Genomic DNA, 15,999 nt, shown 5'->3' with positions numbered 1-15,999 from the left:
CGTTATATGCACGTTACCAATTCGTTGCCTAGCGGTCCAACCAGGCTATTTGTTGACCCGTCAAGCCTGGATCCTCTCCATTCTCAATTTTCACAAGCGTTTCTTTGTCCAGGTATTTTGCTGGGTCGTCGTCAAGCTCAAGAGTTCTGCCCCCGGTTAAAGAAAATTTCACATTCTCCCAAAATCGGGCCCAACTCATCGGCTTGCGCGACGACGCCAACAGTTCCGCGATCTCCGGTGTACGCAACGCAGCGCGCGCCTGGCGGGCCACCTCATCGTCGATCCAGTCCGGCAACTCACTGAGATCGGTCGCGGTATCCGCCACCTGCCATTCAAGCGGCAGGTATTTATCGTGGCCTACACGGGCATCGGGATCGCGTGGCATGCGCGCCGCCAAAGGTGTAGAAAGCCCCATGGTATCGAGCACGCGCACGTCAAGTTCTGAGTTCATACTGGTCATGCCCAGGTTGAGCAGATACAGCGTGGTGGGGTGTGCCTGCAGGTCTGTCTCGTGCTCGGTACGTGGCAGCGTCAACCACGAATACAGTTCCGGCTCGCGCTGCACAATGATGTGGGTCAGCTGGGCAGCGTCCTCCTCTTCGGCCTGGCTGAGCTTCTTCTCCCAGTCCGGGCCGAGTACCTTCACAGACAGAAAATCCTCCGCATAGCGTGGCGGGTGGCCGGGCTGGGAACGGGTAGCATTCGACCAAAATTCGCGCTCATCGACGATATTCAGCTCTTCGTTTTCGTAGACCTCCCAGTCAACCGGGTTTGCGCGCACGACGACCACGGCAGCCCACACCACTACAGCTGCTACAGCAGCACCGGTGACCTTGTTCAATGGCACCACCATGGCGGGCAGCAGCAGCGCAAACAAGGGCAGCAGCCACATTCTGCCGTGCATGAAATCACCGCCCACCTTCAACACATACACAATGTGTGCGAAGGCAACACCTGCGACAAGAAGAAGGATGGTGCGGCGGCGATTGCTCACATCGCGGGCTAACCAGGCCAGCAGTGCAATAACCACAATCAGTGGGAGATACAACGCGTACGGTGCGAGCAGATCCCACGCGTAGCCGAACCCGGTGCCCCACTGCGAATCACTGGCGGATTTAGCCACCGCCGTATGCGGGGTGAGCAGGCCGTAGTAGCCCATCCGAAAAATTTGGTAGGCAGCGGGAACCGGTAGCGCTACGGCGAGGATGCCGAGCCGCTGCTTCCAGTTCTGTGCAGCAAACAACAAAACGATTCCGGTCACGCCACCATAGAGCGCCAGTTCCGGGCGCACCAGCCAGCTCAGCCCGCACCACAGCGCTAACCAGTAACCAACAGGAGGTAAAAAACGACGCCCCGCCGGGTGCGCCCACCACACAAGCAGCGCCCACCACGTGGCCAGCCATGCTAGAGAAAGCCCCCACTCGAGCCCTGAGGTGGCAAAGTCTCGTGCCGGCGGAAGCGCGAAATAAACAAAGATACCCAGGGGTGCAACCACCCCACCCCAATATTTGGCGGCAGCCACTACGGCAACCACAGCTGCAATCGTCGTTAAGCCCAATGCCAACCACATGGCGATGTCTTCGAGCCTGGCAGGCGTAACCCACGCGACGGCCGCGATCAAGTACTGCCACACAGTGGACGTGTTGGCTTCAACGCGTTCGCCCGCGTTGAATACAGGGCCGTTGCCAGCCACAATGTTGCGCACGGTGCGCAAAACGATGAGGCCGTCATCGGACATCCACCGGCGCGTCCAGCCCCCATACAATGCCAAAACACCCGCAATGATTGCGGACCCAATCAGCGAAATGCGGGCGTTTTTTTCCATGCGCTAGATGCTACATTACGCGATACCGGGGATCACATAGACTGCCATCACAATGCAGGCCAGCCAGGCAATCGCGAGAATCTGCAGGACACGGTCCTGCAACGCGATCTCGTCTGGGGCGCCACCATGTCCACGGTCAACATCGGCGGCATAACGCAGAATCGCGATCACGAAGGGCACCAAAGAGATTTGATACCAGATAGAACCTGACCCCTCGGTGACGTTAGACAGCTCGAACGCCCACAGAGAGTAACTCATCACCACTGCTGTGGCCGAAAGAGTCCACACAAACCGCAGGTAGGTCGGGGTGTAGCCCTCGAGCGCTTTGCGGATCTTCGCGCCGGTGCGCTCCGACAGCAGCAGCTCCGCGTAGCGCTTACCGGAGGCCATAAACAAAGACCCAAAGGCAGCGACCAGCAGGAACCACTGCGACAGCTCGATGCCGGCAGCAACGCCACCAGCCATCGCGCGCAACATAAAGCCCGAGGACACCAGTGCGATATCGATCACCGGGATGTGCTTCCACCCGAAGCAGTAGCCCAGCTGCAAAGCGATGTAGACACCCACGACGATTGCCAGCGCCAGCCCGTCCGTTGCCAGGAACGACACGCCGATAGCGGCGAGGATCAGCACCACCGCCATCCCGTAGGCCAGGTTGATCGGCAGCATGCCGGAGGCGATCGGGCGGAACCGCTTCGTGGGGTGCTCGCGATCAGAGTCCACATCGCGCGCGTCATTGATCAGGTAGATCGCGGACGCCGCCAAGCAAAACGCCACAAAAGCAATGGCCACATCTATGAGCGTGCGCGCGGTGAACGCCTCAAGGCCGGCGGCCAGTGGTGCGGCGACCACGAGGACGTTTTTCATCCACTGCTTGGGGCGCAGCGCCTTGATCATCGCATCCGGCAGGTTCTTGGGAGCTGTACGGGTGACGTTCACATCCACGCCCGAGGTGTGCGGTTCTGGCTTCAGAAACGGTTCAGGATGCTGTCTTTGATGATCGCTCACGCAGTCTTCCTTTCAATCTCGATCGCGGCCTTCGCACACACCGCGCCCAACGCGGCACCGGCGACGGTGTCTGTGGGGTAGTGCACGCCTAAGACCATACGGGAGATCATGATCACGGGAATGCCAAGGTAAGGGATCTTCGACCCGGTAATGTCCGCCAAACTCACCATCGCCGCGGTGGTCGATGTGGAGTGTGACGAGGGAAACGACAACTTCGACGGAGTGGATACCCCAATCTTAATGCGCGGATCATGCGGGCGGGTGCGCCGCACAATGCGCTTGAGTACCACCGATGCCGCGTGTGACGTAAACGCTCCCGCACCGAGCGCCAGCCACTTGCGCCGTTGACGCTTATCGACGACGATGGCGGCTCCTGCGCCAGATAACGCCAGCCAACCCAGGGAGTGCTCACCGATCACACTCAGCGCACGGGCTGCTGGTTTCACACCAGGACGATCGTATAGGGCGTCTTGGATTGCTACGAGTACGTCAGACTCACGCTTGCTCATCAAAAATCTTCTTCCAGTTTTCGCGGGCGACCAGGTCCGGCTTCGCTGCACGGTACTGCTGCTTCAGGTCGTCCCAGTTAGTTTTGACTTCACCGAGTAGTGCCCGGGTCTGCTTCAGCAGGTCTTCAGCCAGCTCCTTGTCACGCTTGCGGAATGCTACACCGGTACCACCAGCGGTAGAAACTGTAGCTGAGTCAACGCGCGACAAAGTGAACCAACGTGCTTCCTCCGCCGTGAGATTGAGCTGTGGTGCATCCCAGTTGCTGCGGTCTTCCTTGGAGCGCAGGTGCTTGATGGTTTTCAGCAACCACGGAATTTTCTTCACCTTGCCCAGCCGACCGCCAACGTTTTTCGTCGGCACGCCCGGCGCACCGGTGGGCGCTGGGAGTTCAGCGGCGGATTCGATAACTTTGGCGTCATCGTACTGCTGGCGGATCTCCTGGATGCGGGGCAGGGAAGATTCGAGGATGTCGAAAAGTTGGGCTGGGCCGGCCAGGACGTCCTTCAAGGCCTCGATCTGGATGGCCATGGTGGAGTACTCCATGCACATCATATGCTTCATGGAGGACTTGAAGATGGAACGCTCAATGCCGGTGAATCCGCCCTCGTGATACATCGCGGCCACAATCAGGCGATTACGCAGGTGGAAGTAGGCCTGCCAGTCGATAGCATCATCCTTATCGGCCCACGCCATGTGCCAGATTGCGGCACCGGGCCACGTGACCGTCGGAAAGCCCGCGGCCTTGGCGCGCAGGGCGTATTCAGTATCATCCCACTTAATGAACAGTGGCAGCGGCAGGCCGAGCTGCTCAGCAACCACGCGCGGGAAGAGGTTCATCCACCAGCCGTTGTAGTCCACGTCGATGCGGCGGTGCAGCGCACGGGAGTCTTTAAACTTCGGGTCGCTCTGCTGCTGGTCAGTACCGATGAAACCGAGTGGGTACGCGGCAAAGTCGTGGTCATAAACGGCGTGCGGGGCTGCCCCCCACATGAAGTCATGCCCATTGACTGCTTCCCCGGTGGTGCGCAGCTGAGAACGATCTTGCAGGTTGAGCATCTGGCCACCGACTAAGATTGGGCTTTTCGCATAGCGGGCCGCCTGGACCGCGCGCAGGATAGAGTCCGGTTCGATAGCGATGTCATCGTCCATGTAGAGGATATAAGGAGCCTCCGTCGCCTCGTACATGATGCGCGAGTACCCGCCTGAACCACCCAGGTTGCCCTGCGGGTAGATGGTCAGGCGATCGCCGAGGGCCTCTTTGGCTTCTTTGAAGTCGGGCTCGTCGGCGGGATGTTGATCACCTTGGTCCGGCATGATCACGTGTGTGATGGCCTCGAGCACCTTCGGGTCTTCTGCCAGTGCATGCAAGGCGTTGACGGCGTCGCGGGGGCGGTTGAACGTGGGAATGCCCACAGCCACTTCCTTGGCGAAGGGGCCAACAGTGCTGCCGTCGGGCATGGTCTGCGCCTGTGGTGCGATGCCTGCGCACCATGCCGCATTATCGACGACCACGTCGGTTTCTGCGGTGATGTCGAACCAGAGCCAGCCACCATCCTCGAAGTTCTTCAACGGCAGAGGGATTTCAACGCGGTTGTTGTCTCCAGCAACACTTTCATTAGTCACCGAGATGCGGGTGCCGTCTTCCTTGGAGCGATAGACCGAAACGGTTGCGGAACCAGTGATCTCCATTGTCAGGATGACCTCGTCGAGCTGGGACCAGCGGCGCCAGTAGGAGGCTGGGAAGGCGTTGAAGTAGGTCTGGAAGGAGACCTCGGCACCTGCCGGGATGTGTACTTGGTGGCGGTCGGGCCACTTTAGTCGCTGTTTATTCTGCTCGGCTTCAACAAGGTAAAGCATGCGCACATCGTGCGGCTCACCCTTGCGTGGCAGGAGCACGCGCTGGAGAACATCCACGGCTTTCACGATTCTCACTTTCGGTGTTGGGGCACTCTGTATCCCTCAAGATTAGTAGTTGATGCCTGCGAGACAGAATGTTGGCACGCGTTAGGTCGCGGGTTTCGTTGCTCAGCGCGTTAAAAAGGCAGAAAACCCCAGCCCAAAAGCCAGGGTTTTCGCGGATTATCCTCTGTTTACGCTACGCAGGCAGCGTCGCACTTTCGGCGGCAATGTCGTGCTTCTGCAAGGTTGCGGAGAGCTTCTCGGTCAAGGCATCAATGACGTCGCGGACCTGCTCTACAGTCATACCGTCGGTGTCTGGGACGTCGATGGTGCTTGCATTGCGCCCAGCCCGGTCGTGGGCTTCATCAGCACCAAGGTAAATTACCAGGTCTGGGGTGCGCATGGTGCGGTGTTCACGCTCGTCGACGGGGGCGTTCAGGCCCCGCTCGTCCATGACCCACTCCACCTTTTCATCGGTTGAGTTTTCGGGGTGGGTGGGGGCGACGGTAGCGGTGACGCGACGCCCTGTGAGGTCGCGAGCCAATGCGGCTGCCGCACGTGCCATTGCCCGGTTCGAACGGTTGGCAAACTCAATGTGCAGGGCCGGTGCCGCGTACAGTGTCAGCTCGTTGTATGCGTCGCGTTCCGCAAGTACAGGAACGAAGTCCTGGACGATGGCGCGCTCGCTGTGCTCCTCCAGGGCTGCGTCTAGCACCTGGTCAATAGCTTCGGTGTCGATTGAGTAGGCGAAGCGAGAGTAGAGGTCTTTACGGATGTTGTTGATAACGGTCATGGCATCCTCCTTTCATTGAGTATTCTGGTTGCCATGTGTTTCTGGTGTGAAATTGAATGTGTACGACTTTGTGCCGCTAGTTACGGTGCAGGCTGGCTGCCATCGTGTCCCATGAGTTGAGGCCGTGGTCTGCTTGCTTAGATGCGGTGTCTCCGGCCAGGAGATTGACGAATGTTTTAATTCCCATCTAGTTCACTTCCTTCCCGCTTTCCGTTAACCGGCCGTTCATTTGTTAACCTGACGTTAACTTTAACGAGATAGTGGGGACTTGTCAAGTATTGACCAGCGGAAACACTGCAATACGCACGAAAAAAGACCCTCACCTGCATAGATGAGGGCCTTTTGATGCGATCTTTCAGTTAACCTTGCGTTAACTTTAGCGTTAACTTCTCGCCTTGATCCCCTTAGGGCTCCAAGTCCGCGACGAGCTCACGTACCTTAAGCTCGATCTGATCAGCCACGGCACGTGCGTCCTCCAGGGTGCGCGGATGGTCCACATCCCAGCTTTCGTAACGTTTGCCGGGCAGGTCCGGCAGCTCGTCGATACCAAGCAGGATCACCACGTCTGCCCGATGCGCCGTGCGTGCAACGTCATCACGCTGATATAGCTCGTCCGCAGAAATGCCGCGCTCCTCAAGCACCTGCACCACCATCGGATCGACCGGTTTGCGCCCCTGCACAGCCGCGGTGCGGGCATAAACTTCGTCGCCGGCAATGTGACGCAGGTAAGCGTAGGCCAGCTGAGCGCGAGCAGCAGTATTTTTTGAGGCGAACAGCACTTCCGGGCGCTTCGTACCTAACTTGAATAGCGCAGCACGGGCATCGCGCTCAACCATGATTGGCACAAACTCATCCAGGGCCGCATCAGAATGTGCAGCGATAGTTTCATCGACCACGCGGTCAATTTCACGCGCCTCAACGGATCCACCGAAGCGACGATGGAGATCCTCACGGATGATCCGGAAGCGATCAGTCACAGTGGCAGTCATGTCGGTTGCCTTTCATCATTGGGAAACTCATCGTTTCCTCTTTGTTAACCTACCGTTAACTTTACGCAGGTGTACACCCCTTATGCAAGTACCGCTTGTCGACGAGCGCCTGAGCCAAGCAGAGGGTGTCGTCGCAACGCGAGCTACAGTTTCACCGATTAGAGCACACGTTCTACACTGCTAGCCCTACCGAATCGGTTATTGCACCCCGGTGTGTTTTGTGAGTTTTTTCATAACCTATTTCGCCAGTGTGTTCGATATGCAAAAATGGAGCCAAGACATCACAACGGGGACTACAACAGGGGGTGTAGCGAGCAATGACTCCTACCACAAACTCACCGACCGCTTTCTATTCCATCTGCGCCAAAACTCCGCTAGCGGAGCAAGCAGCAGCACTTCGACATCTAGAACTCGATTTTTGGCGCGACCTTTATATTCAGGCGTTGCCTGAGATCCACACGTGCGACTGGTCCGCCTACGCCGCGACGCTCACCGCAGATCTTGGCTACACCGAGCACATGATCACCAACAACTTGCTGGCCATTGAAACGCTCAATCACCTTCCACTGTTCAGCGAGCTTATCGACAAGCTCGGACATGTCAGCATCCATCTCCTCCGCGGGATCAGCCAGACACTATCCTGCAAAACATTCTGGGACGATGAAAGCAAACAAGAGGCTGTCGATGCGTTCCTCACCAAATACCTCACACCCACGAAACCCAACCAGGCGATGCCCGGCACCAGGCAAGTCATCAACCGCTTGAAGGATCTACTTCGCCAACTCAACGAAGACTTAGACGAAGACGATAATGACGACGCAGACCAGGAGCGTGACGACGAAAATACCTTCAACCCGCGCTTTAGCATCGACGAGAATGACGACGGCTCGTTTATTGTCTCCACCACCTGGGATGCACCCACAACCTGCAAAATAGAAGCAGTGATCCGTGCCCATGCGAAGAAACATGGGCTGTCTATCTCCGCAGCCCACGCCGATATCCTACTCAACGGGACAGATGTATCCGTCACCCTAAACATCTATGCAGCAAGTGATATTGCAGACTCCCCCGCCTGGACCTCCACCGTGGGGTTCTTCGGCCCCCGCGACAGCCGGACCATAAAGGACGAAGCAACCACCACCCGTGACATCAGCACCGCGGGCACTGAAAAAACCAACTCCTATACTGTGACCGACCGGATCAAGGCACACCTCGAAGGTCGCGATGGAACCTGCCGCTGGCCAGGATGCAACAAACCCGCAGTGCGAACAGACAAAGACCACTGCGTGAACTTCGACGACGGTGGCCCAACAACCGCAGCCAACATGATCTGCCTCTGCCGCTACCACCACAACCGCAAAACTGACGGCTCGGTCAGCTACATTCTGGATCCTTTTACCGGCGACGTGTACTGGCTATTCAACGACGGCACCTACCGCGTCGACGAAGCCGAAGGGCCGCTTTCACCCAAGGGGGCACGTTGGACCCAAACGCTCGCCCAGAAAGCGAAACTGCGTCGCAACAAACCAGGCCCAAAGAAAAAGCCGAAGATGCCCGCAGCACCGAAACCTGCCGCATGGGGTGAAGCTACTTCCAGCGTTGAACTCAATCCGGAAGCACCACCGTTCTAATGTCCGCGCGGATGGAAAGCTGCAGATGTTGCTGACGCTACTGTATTAGGTTTCGACTCCACCCGAGCTAATTCAAGTGCCACACTTTCTCGAATTAGAGGGCACCTACCCTGGCGGCGATTTATCCGGCACTGTAGCGGGAGGAGCTATTTCGATTGACACCAACGGAGACCTGCTTCGAACCGAGGCTAACGGGCGCGTCGTTCACTTCTTGGGTCTGTTCCCGCTCTATGAACAAGAACTACGCGCGGCCCTCAATGACAATCCCCACACGATCCTCGATGCGCTCTATGACGCCGGTATTTCCGAAGGCGCTCACCCAGGCCGACCTTCAGTGGTCTAGGGGCGTGTCTCGTCGTCGGCCGGTGCAAGCTCCCAAAAATCCAAGTTGGCCAGCGACAAGTTAGCCACGATCCCCTCTAGCTGCTCGGGTAGCACACGAAACGGTTCCAGGCTGATGCCATCCGCCATTAGCGCAGCAGCATCCGCAGGATCAGTAGTGGTGTTGTAAACCACGAGGAAGGTGTGATCGCGCATCGTCCGGGCATCGGCAACAAGAAATTCAAAGTCGTTACCGTCTAGCCGTTCAAGCTGCTGCGGTGTCAGCCCCTCCAGCGACGGGTTGTCGACGGGCGTGACCTCAGCTCCGAGGCTCTCAAAATCCTCGCCATCGTAGGCTTTGGTCGCGACGACAAGGCAGGATTGCCACGCGGCGTCGTCGGAATAGTCGGTGCGAAACAGATAGAGGGACATGTCGGCGAGCTCAGGAAGCTTCATGGCCGGTACTTTACTTGACGACGAGTACCTGCTGCCCCCAACGCTCAATCCCAGTGGTCTTCTCAAAACTTCTCGTTACCGATTACTAAGGCAATGGACAGGCTTAAAGGTTATGTCGGTTTCATGCCACGTCAGAATTCCACCAGCATCGAGCGGGGGCGTTTGTCCGGTGCGCAACTGTATTCATGATCACTGTTGCGCACGCCTTAACGCTGGTGCTACCAGCACTGGCCGCTCCCGCAGCACACGCAAATATCGTGTATATTCGGCCAAATACCACTCCACGGACCTCCCTGGTGGTGTGCTACCCCATGGGAAATGGTGGGACTTCGCAGGCTCATCAGGTACGTCCGGCACTGTTGTTGTCCAAATTGCACCTGGGTTTGTGGGTCAGCCGACATGGTGCTGAACACCACAAGGCACAGGTTGACCACTTGATTAGGGTCTCGGATGAGCGGATTGTCGCCGAACTAGACCGGGCTTACCCTCATGCCATTGATGAAATCGCCCGCGATTACGGCTTGCTGGGCACAGGCCGGAATGGGTTCTGGGGGAATGTCACCACCAGAGCCTATGATGCGGCCCGGTTCGTGTCTTTGATCCGTCATGATCCCTCGGCGCCACCCGTGATTCAGGGCATGAAGGATGCCGCCTGGGTAGCCGCCGATGGCACGACCCAAAACTACGGGACCGCCACTTTAGATACCGCTCAGGGAACGAAGTTCGGCTGGTCTGACGACAAAACTAGCGCAATGGCCACGGTTACGCTTGGCCCCGGCTGGGTCGCAGCATCCATGACTTACGGCGATGCGCCCGCCAGAACTCACGATGTTCAGCCCGGGATGCGCGTCGAACGGCTATCCATTCCCGCAGAACCCGGCGCGACTGCTCCTCCTGCGTCACCCAGACAGGCACCGACCCAATGATGAGTTCAGTTGGCCCCGTAGAAGTTCCAGCCGTGCCAGCGCACGACCTCTTACCGCCGAACACCCCAGCCCAGGTAGTCAACCTCGTGCCTAAAGATTTGCTGGTGCCGAAGCTCCAAAGCGCGGACTACACGAAGCCGCCTGAGCCCCATTGCTCACCCACCCGGGCATAATGGTCCTTATGGCTACCTTCACTGACGCGATCCAGCAGCTGCGCGCCCTCCCTTCAAAAGCGGAACAGGGGTTGGCTTTTGAAAAGTTGATGGTCAACTATTTCAAAACGGATCCGACGCTGGCCAGTGAATATTCTGAGGTTTATCGCTGGGCGGATTGGCCTTATAGCGGTGGCAAGGCGGACACGGGTATTGATCTGGTGGCCAAACGTGCCGATGACGGTGCCTGGACTGCCGTGCAGTGTAAGTTTTACCAGCCCACTACCTATCTTCAGAAAGGCCAGCTGGATTCTTTCTTCGAGGCATCGGGGCGTTCTTTCCGCACAGAGAACGGCACGGAGCAGTTCGCTAACCGTCTGATTATTTCCACTACTGATAAGTGGTCCTCCAATGCAGAGTCCATGTTGGAGAACCAGCTGATCACCACCAACCGTATTGGCATCGGCAACATAGCGGAGTCCCCCATTAACTGGGATATTGCCTACCCGGGCAACGAGATTTCGGTGAATCTGACCCTCCGCGAGACCTATGAGCCTCGCCCACACCAGGAAACTGCGATCGAAAAGACGCTCAAAGGCTTCGAGACCCATGATCGCGGCAAATTGATCATGGCCTGTGGCACGGGCAAAACCTTCACGGCGCTGCGTTTGGCGGAGCGTTTTGCGCAGCAGACTCACGGGAAGGCGCGGGTGCTGTTTTTGGTGCCGTCGATAAGCCTTCTGTCGCAAACGCTGAAAGAGTGGACCGCACAAGCCCGACTTGACCTGCGTTGTTATGCGGTGTGTTCGGATACGAAGGTGGGGCGTAAGGCGGAGGATATTGCTTCGTATGATCTGGAGGTACCGGTCTCGACTGACGGGGCGGATATTGCGCAGCGCCTGTCCACACGTAAGCGGGCGGCGGGGTTGACGGTGGTGTTTTCTACCTACCAGTCGCTGGGTGCGATTCACGATGCACAACAGCACGGCCTAGACGATTTTGACCTGGTTATTTGCGATGAGGCCCACCGCACTACCGGCGCGACACTGGCCGGTGAGGATCCGTCGAACTTCTCGCGCATCCACGACAACTCTTATATCAGGGCGAATAAGCGCCTGTATATGACCGCTACGCCGAGGCTTTTCGACGACACCGTGAAAGACAAAGCCACCGAACTCTCCGCAGAGATCTATTCCATGGATGACGAGGCTGTGTATGGCCCAGAATTTCATCGTCTCGGGTTCGGTGAGGCAGTGGAGAAGGGCCTTCTCACCGATTACAAGGTGTTGGTGATGACTGTTGATGAGACGGTTGCTGCTGATGCGTTGGTGAAATTTAACTCTGCGGGTGGTTCGGAAATCACGTTAAGCACAGGTTCGGCGATGATTGGTGTGTGGAATGCGCTAGCCAAACGCTCTGGTAAGGCGCAGGGCACCCGGAATGGGTTTGAGCATGATGCTGAACCGATGAAACGCACCGTAGCTTTCGCCAGGGATATTAAGACCTCTAAGGCGATCACCGAGTCTTTCCCGCTGCTGGTCAATTCTCATCGTGAGGTGCTGCAGGAGAAAGCGGCGCTCAATGATGTGCAGGATCTCAACCTGGACCTTGAGGTGCAGGCCCAGCATGTTGATGGCAGCATGAACGCCCTGGAGCGCAACACAAAGTTGACGTGGTTGGAGTCGGATATTCCAGACAATGAGTCGCGGATTCTGACCAATGCGCGCTGCTTGTCGGAGGGTGTGGACGTGCCAGCGCTTGATGCTGTCGTGTTCTTCAACCCCCGCAACTCGATGGTGGATGTGGTGCAGTCCGTGGGCCGCGTCATGCGCAAGGCCGAGGGTAAGGATTACGGCTACATTATTCTGCCTGTTGCGGTGCCGCCCGGCGCGTCGCCTTCCGAGGTGCTCAACGATAATCAGCGTTTCAAGGTGGTGTGGCAGATCCTTAATGCGCTGCGCGCTCATGATGATCGTTTCAACGCCAAGGTCAACTCCCTGGCGCTCAATGAGACGAAGCCGGGCGATGGCGACCTGCAGATCGAGCATACGCACCTCACCGATCCTGTCGCTGGCGAGGATGATGACTCTGGAACCGACGGTGATGACTCGCAGGCTAAAACGATCGCTCTGTTCTCTCTGGAGCAGTGGCAGGAGGCGATCTATACCAAGCTGGTGGACAAAGTCGGCACCCGTACCTATTGGGAGGACTGGGCCGACGATGTTGCGAAAATCCATGACGCGCAGGTCACACGCATCGAGAGTCTGCTGGAGGGCGCCGATCCTGCTTTGCGCGAGGAGTTCACCGCTTTCGTCGACGGCCTGCGTGGCAATCTCAATGATTCGATCACCGAGGCCGAGGCGATCAGTATGCTCTCCCAGCACTTGATTACTGCCCCGGTGTTCAACGCCTTGTTTGCGGAGCATGATTTTGCTGCCCACAACCCGGTCTCGCAGGTGATGCAGCGGATGATCGATGCGCTGCACGATACAGACTTGGATTCGGAAACCGATTCTTTGGATAAGTTTTACGAGTCTGTGCGCGTGCGCGCATCTGAGGTCACGAGTGCCTCCGGTAAGCAGCAGGTGATCCGCGAGCTGTATGAGCGTTTCTTCCAGAAGGCCTTTAAGAAACAATCCGAGGCGTTGGGCATTGTTTACACCCCGGTGGAGATTGTGGATTTTATTCTCCGCGCCGCCAATGATGCACTGGTCAAGCACTTTGATAGGGAGCTTAGCGACGAAGGCGTCCACATCCTCGACCCCTTCACCGGCACCGGCACCTTCAATGTCCGGCTCCTGCAGTCCGGCCTAATCAAACCAGAAGACCTGGCCCGCAAGTACGCCAGCGAGCTGCACGCCACCGAGATTATGCTGCTGGCGTATTACGTGGCGGCGGTGAACATCGAGACGACGTACAACGCGCTGATCGCTGATGCTGCCAAACGTGATGATCTGCCAGAGCCCGAGTATGTCCCCTTTGACGGTATAGCACTGGCCGATACCTTCCAGATTCATGAAGAGGACGACGCCCCGGATTTTGAGATTTTCCGGGATAACAACGAACGCATTGAGCGCCAGAAGAACGCCCCGATCCACGTGATTGTTGGCAACCCGCCTTATTCATCTGGACAAACAAGTGCCAACGACAACAACGCCAACCTAAAATATCCAACCTTGGACCAGCGTATTTCCGAAACTTACGCGGCACGGTCGACCGCGACCCTAAAGAACTCTCTCTATGATTCTTACCTGCGCGCCTTCCGCTGGGCTACCGACCGAATCGGGGATCGCGGTGTTGTTGCTTTCGTTTCAAATGGCGGGTGGATCGACGCTAATACTGGCGATGGTATTCGCCTCTCGCTTGCCGACGAGTTCTCCCACCTCTATGTCTTCAACCTACGAGATAACCAACGCACGGCGGGTGAGCAATCACGTAAAGAAGGTGGGAAAGTTTTCGGTGCTGGTTCACGTGCAACTATCGCGATCCTCATCGCGGTGAAGAGGAGCGATCCGGCTTCTGACGGGTGCCAGATTTCCTATCACGATATAGGCGATTATCTGAGAACCGAAGAAAAGCTAGCGATCATTGATTCGGCATCGTTGGAATCCTTACCCTGGTGCATTATTAAGCCTAATAAGCACGGTGACTGGCTCAACCAACGCTCAGAACACTTCGAGACGTGGCCCATACTCGGCGAAAAGAAAAAGACTTCGAAAACAAAGTATTTTGGTTTGTACACTAATGGTATAGGTACAGGTAGAGACGCCTGGGTCCACAATTTCGACACACAAACAGTGAGCGAATCAATCGCCCTTCTAATCTCTACTTTTAATCTGGCTGTTGAAGCAATCGAAAAGACATCGCTTTCACCCAGAAATGAAAAAGAAGTCATGGCTTTCCTTGCCCAAACCCCGTCTCTCGCGGATTCTAAAAAAATTAAGTGGACCCGAGGTCTAAGGACTGTGGCATCCAACCAACGCCACATCACCCCCCTGGAGGTAGGAATTCATGTCACACTGTACCGGCCATTTTCAAAGACAAATACAGCTCTCCATCCCGACCTGATCGAAACGCCTGGCTTGACGAAGGCTGTTTATCCAACCCCGAAACACGACAATATTGGGTTTGTTGTCATGGCACCTCGCAAAGCGGCATCGTTTGCCACCCTAGCAACCGATCTATTGCCTGATTTGTCATTCTTCACCTACACCGGCCAGTTCTTCCCACGGTGGACGTGGGAGGCGCTGGAAACGCCCGAGGGAATGCTGGATTTGGGGGCGGGGAACGGAGCGTCGACAAGCGAGAAAGGTAAAGAGGGGGAGGTTCTTGGCGGGTATCGGCGAGTCGATAACATCACCGACGAAATCCTGGAGATCTACCGTGCTGCCCTAGGCAGAGACGTGACGAAGGATGACATTTTCTACTATGTGTACGGCAAACTGCACGACCCGGCGTACCGGGAAACGTATGCAGCGGACCTGAAGAAAATGCTTCCGCATATTGAGACGCCGGGAACGCGCGAGGAGTTCGACAAGTTCGCTACCGCTGGGTGTGAACTTACGGGCCTGCACGTCGGCTACGAGGAAGTGGAGCCGTGGCCACTGGATGTACAGGTCAAAGGTGATTCTGAGGACCGAGAAACGTGGCGGGTGACGAAGCTAAAATGGGCGAAGAAGAAAGACCCCGAGACCGGCAAGAACGTCAACGACGTGACGAAGATGATCTACAACAAGCAGGTGACTATTGCGGGCATTCCTGAAGAAGCCGATGAGTACATGCTGGGATCGCGGTCGGCGCTCGCGTGGATCATTGACCGCTACCAAGTTAAGAAGGACGAAGCCTCCGGGATTGTCAACGACCCAAACGACTGGGCCGACGGAGTGGGCCACCCGCGATACATTGTGGACCTGATCGGGAAGGTCACGCGTGTGGCCGTGGAGACCGTGCGGATCGTGGAGGGGTTGCGAGCAAAGTAAAACCCCCGAAGGAACATGCGGTGTACCGCGTGAACGCTTACCCGGGGCGACTGCATGAGCAAAGCTAACGGAAGGTCACTGGCTGCGCAGCTAACTGGTTGCCTGCAAGCTAGAAGCGACGTACGAAAGTCACGTCACGACCGGTACCGCTATCCACCTCGGCGGAAGTCCAAGGCCGGTCCTAGTTTTGTAGGCGAACTGGCGCAGGCCTGGGAAGTCCTATCTCTTCCCCAGTCAAGTCTTAGTCCCGAATGGCGTTCATCAGCTGGTCAAGCGTCGCGCCGTTAATTTTCGCGTCACTCCAGATTCCTCACCCACGGGACTACAGAAACGAAGTGTCGACAATTCGCATCCGCCGGGCGTCAATTCTCCCAACAGTCTGTGTCTCAGGGTGTCGAGTTAGCACGCCATAGATATCTAATTTTCCGGCCCAATAATTATGCACAGCAATATCCAAATCTTCATCCGGTGGCTCAGAGCGTGACTGAGCGCTGTAAGATTATAACTATG

The 15,999-nt window shown here is 56.9% G+C and carries 11 protein-coding genes; 4 read left to right on the top strand and 7 right to left on the bottom strand.

Annotated elements, in window-relative coordinates; translation table 11 throughout:
- Nucleotides 1–28: 28 nt before the first annotated feature.
- The 6 genes from CKV99_RS13855 to CKV99_RS13830 all read right to left on the bottom strand — a co-directional run bounded on the left by CKV99_RS13855 (nucleotide 29) and on the right by CKV99_RS13830 (nucleotide 7,024).
- Nucleotides 29–1,825 carry a hypothetical protein gene (locus CKV99_RS13855; RefSeq protein WP_092258169.1) on the bottom strand — a complete coding sequence of 599 codons (1,797 nt, stop codon included), beginning with the start codon at nucleotides 1,823–1,825 and terminating at the stop codon, nucleotides 29–31.
- Nucleotides 1,826–1,840: 15 nt separating this feature from the next.
- Nucleotides 1,841–2,833 carry a decaprenyl-phosphate phosphoribosyltransferase gene (locus CKV99_RS13850; RefSeq protein WP_092258172.1) on the bottom strand — a complete coding sequence of 331 codons (993 nt, stop codon included), beginning with the start codon at nucleotides 2,831–2,833 and terminating at the stop codon, nucleotides 1,841–1,843.
- Nucleotides 2,830–3,342, bottom strand: a complete 513-nt coding sequence (locus CKV99_RS13845; protein ID WP_092258174.1) for a phosphatase PAP2 family protein — start codon at nucleotides 3,340–3,342, stop codon at nucleotides 2,830–2,832. The genes CKV99_RS13850 and CKV99_RS13845 overlap by 4 nt, the downstream gene beginning before the upstream one ends.
- Nucleotides 3,329–5,266, bottom strand: a complete 1,938-nt coding sequence (locus tag CKV99_RS13840) for a glycosyltransferase (RefSeq protein WP_092258177.1) — start codon at nucleotides 5,264–5,266, stop codon at nucleotides 3,329–3,331. The genes CKV99_RS13845 and CKV99_RS13840 overlap by 14 nt, the downstream gene beginning before the upstream one ends.
- A 172-nt stretch (nucleotides 5,267–5,438) precedes the next feature.
- Nucleotides 5,439–6,035 (bottom strand): three-helix bundle dimerization domain-containing protein, encoded by a 597-nt coding sequence (locus tag CKV99_RS13835; protein ID WP_092258181.1) that lies wholly within the window; start codon nucleotides 6,033–6,035, stop codon nucleotides 5,439–5,441.
- Nucleotides 6,036–6,439: 404 nt separating this feature from the next.
- On the bottom strand, nucleotides 6,440–7,024 hold the full coding sequence (locus tag CKV99_RS13830; protein ID WP_092258184.1) for an arsenate-mycothiol transferase ArsC: 585 nt from the start codon (nucleotides 7,022–7,024) through the stop codon (nucleotides 6,440–6,442).
- A gap of 317 nt (nucleotides 7,025–7,341) precedes the next feature.
- Here CKV99_RS13830 and CKV99_RS13825 point away from each other — a divergent pair, with 317 nt between their 5' ends.
- Nucleotides 7,342–8,655, top strand: a complete 1,314-nt coding sequence (locus tag CKV99_RS13825; RefSeq protein ID WP_092258187.1) for an HNH endonuclease signature motif containing protein — start codon at nucleotides 7,342–7,344, stop codon at nucleotides 8,653–8,655.
- Between the two features lie 76 nt (nucleotides 8,656–8,731).
- Entirely contained in the window at nucleotides 8,732–8,998 is a 267-nt protein-coding gene (locus tag CKV99_RS13820) for a suppressor of fused domain protein (protein ID WP_092258190.1), read from the top strand.
- Here the strand turns inward: CKV99_RS13820 and CKV99_RS13815 are convergent.
- Nucleotides 8,995–9,432: a DUF6924 domain-containing protein gene (locus tag CKV99_RS13815; protein WP_092258193.1), complete on the bottom strand. Its 438-nt coding sequence runs from the start codon at nucleotides 9,430–9,432 to the stop codon at nucleotides 8,995–8,997. The two genes, CKV99_RS13820 and CKV99_RS13815, sit on opposite strands and share 4 nt — an antisense overlap.
- A gap of 185 nt (nucleotides 9,433–9,617) precedes the next feature.
- Between CKV99_RS13815 and CKV99_RS13810 the strand changes: the two genes are divergently transcribed.
- Together CKV99_RS13810 and CKV99_RS13805 are read left to right on the top strand one after the other, a co-directional pair.
- The gene (locus CKV99_RS13810; RefSeq protein ID WP_092258195.1) at nucleotides 9,618–10,358 is read left to right on the top strand and encodes a hypothetical protein; all 741 of its coding nucleotides are present in this window, start codon (nucleotides 9,618–9,620) and stop codon (nucleotides 10,356–10,358) included.
- 181 nt (nucleotides 10,359–10,539) lie between these two features.
- On the top strand, nucleotides 10,540–15,489 hold the full coding sequence (locus CKV99_RS13805) for a DEAD/DEAH box helicase (RefSeq protein WP_092258198.1): 4,950 nt from the start codon (nucleotides 10,540–10,542) through the stop codon (nucleotides 15,487–15,489).
- Nucleotides 15,490–15,999 lie beyond the last annotated feature (510 nt).

It is taken from the genome of Corynebacterium cystitidis, from assembly GCF_900187295.1.
Taxonomy (GTDB): domain Bacteria; phylum Actinomycetota; class Actinomycetes; order Mycobacteriales; family Mycobacteriaceae; genus Corynebacterium; species Corynebacterium cystitidis.
Note: the sequence above shows the minus strand (reverse complement) of the source record. Positions and strands in the feature narration are given on the sequence as shown.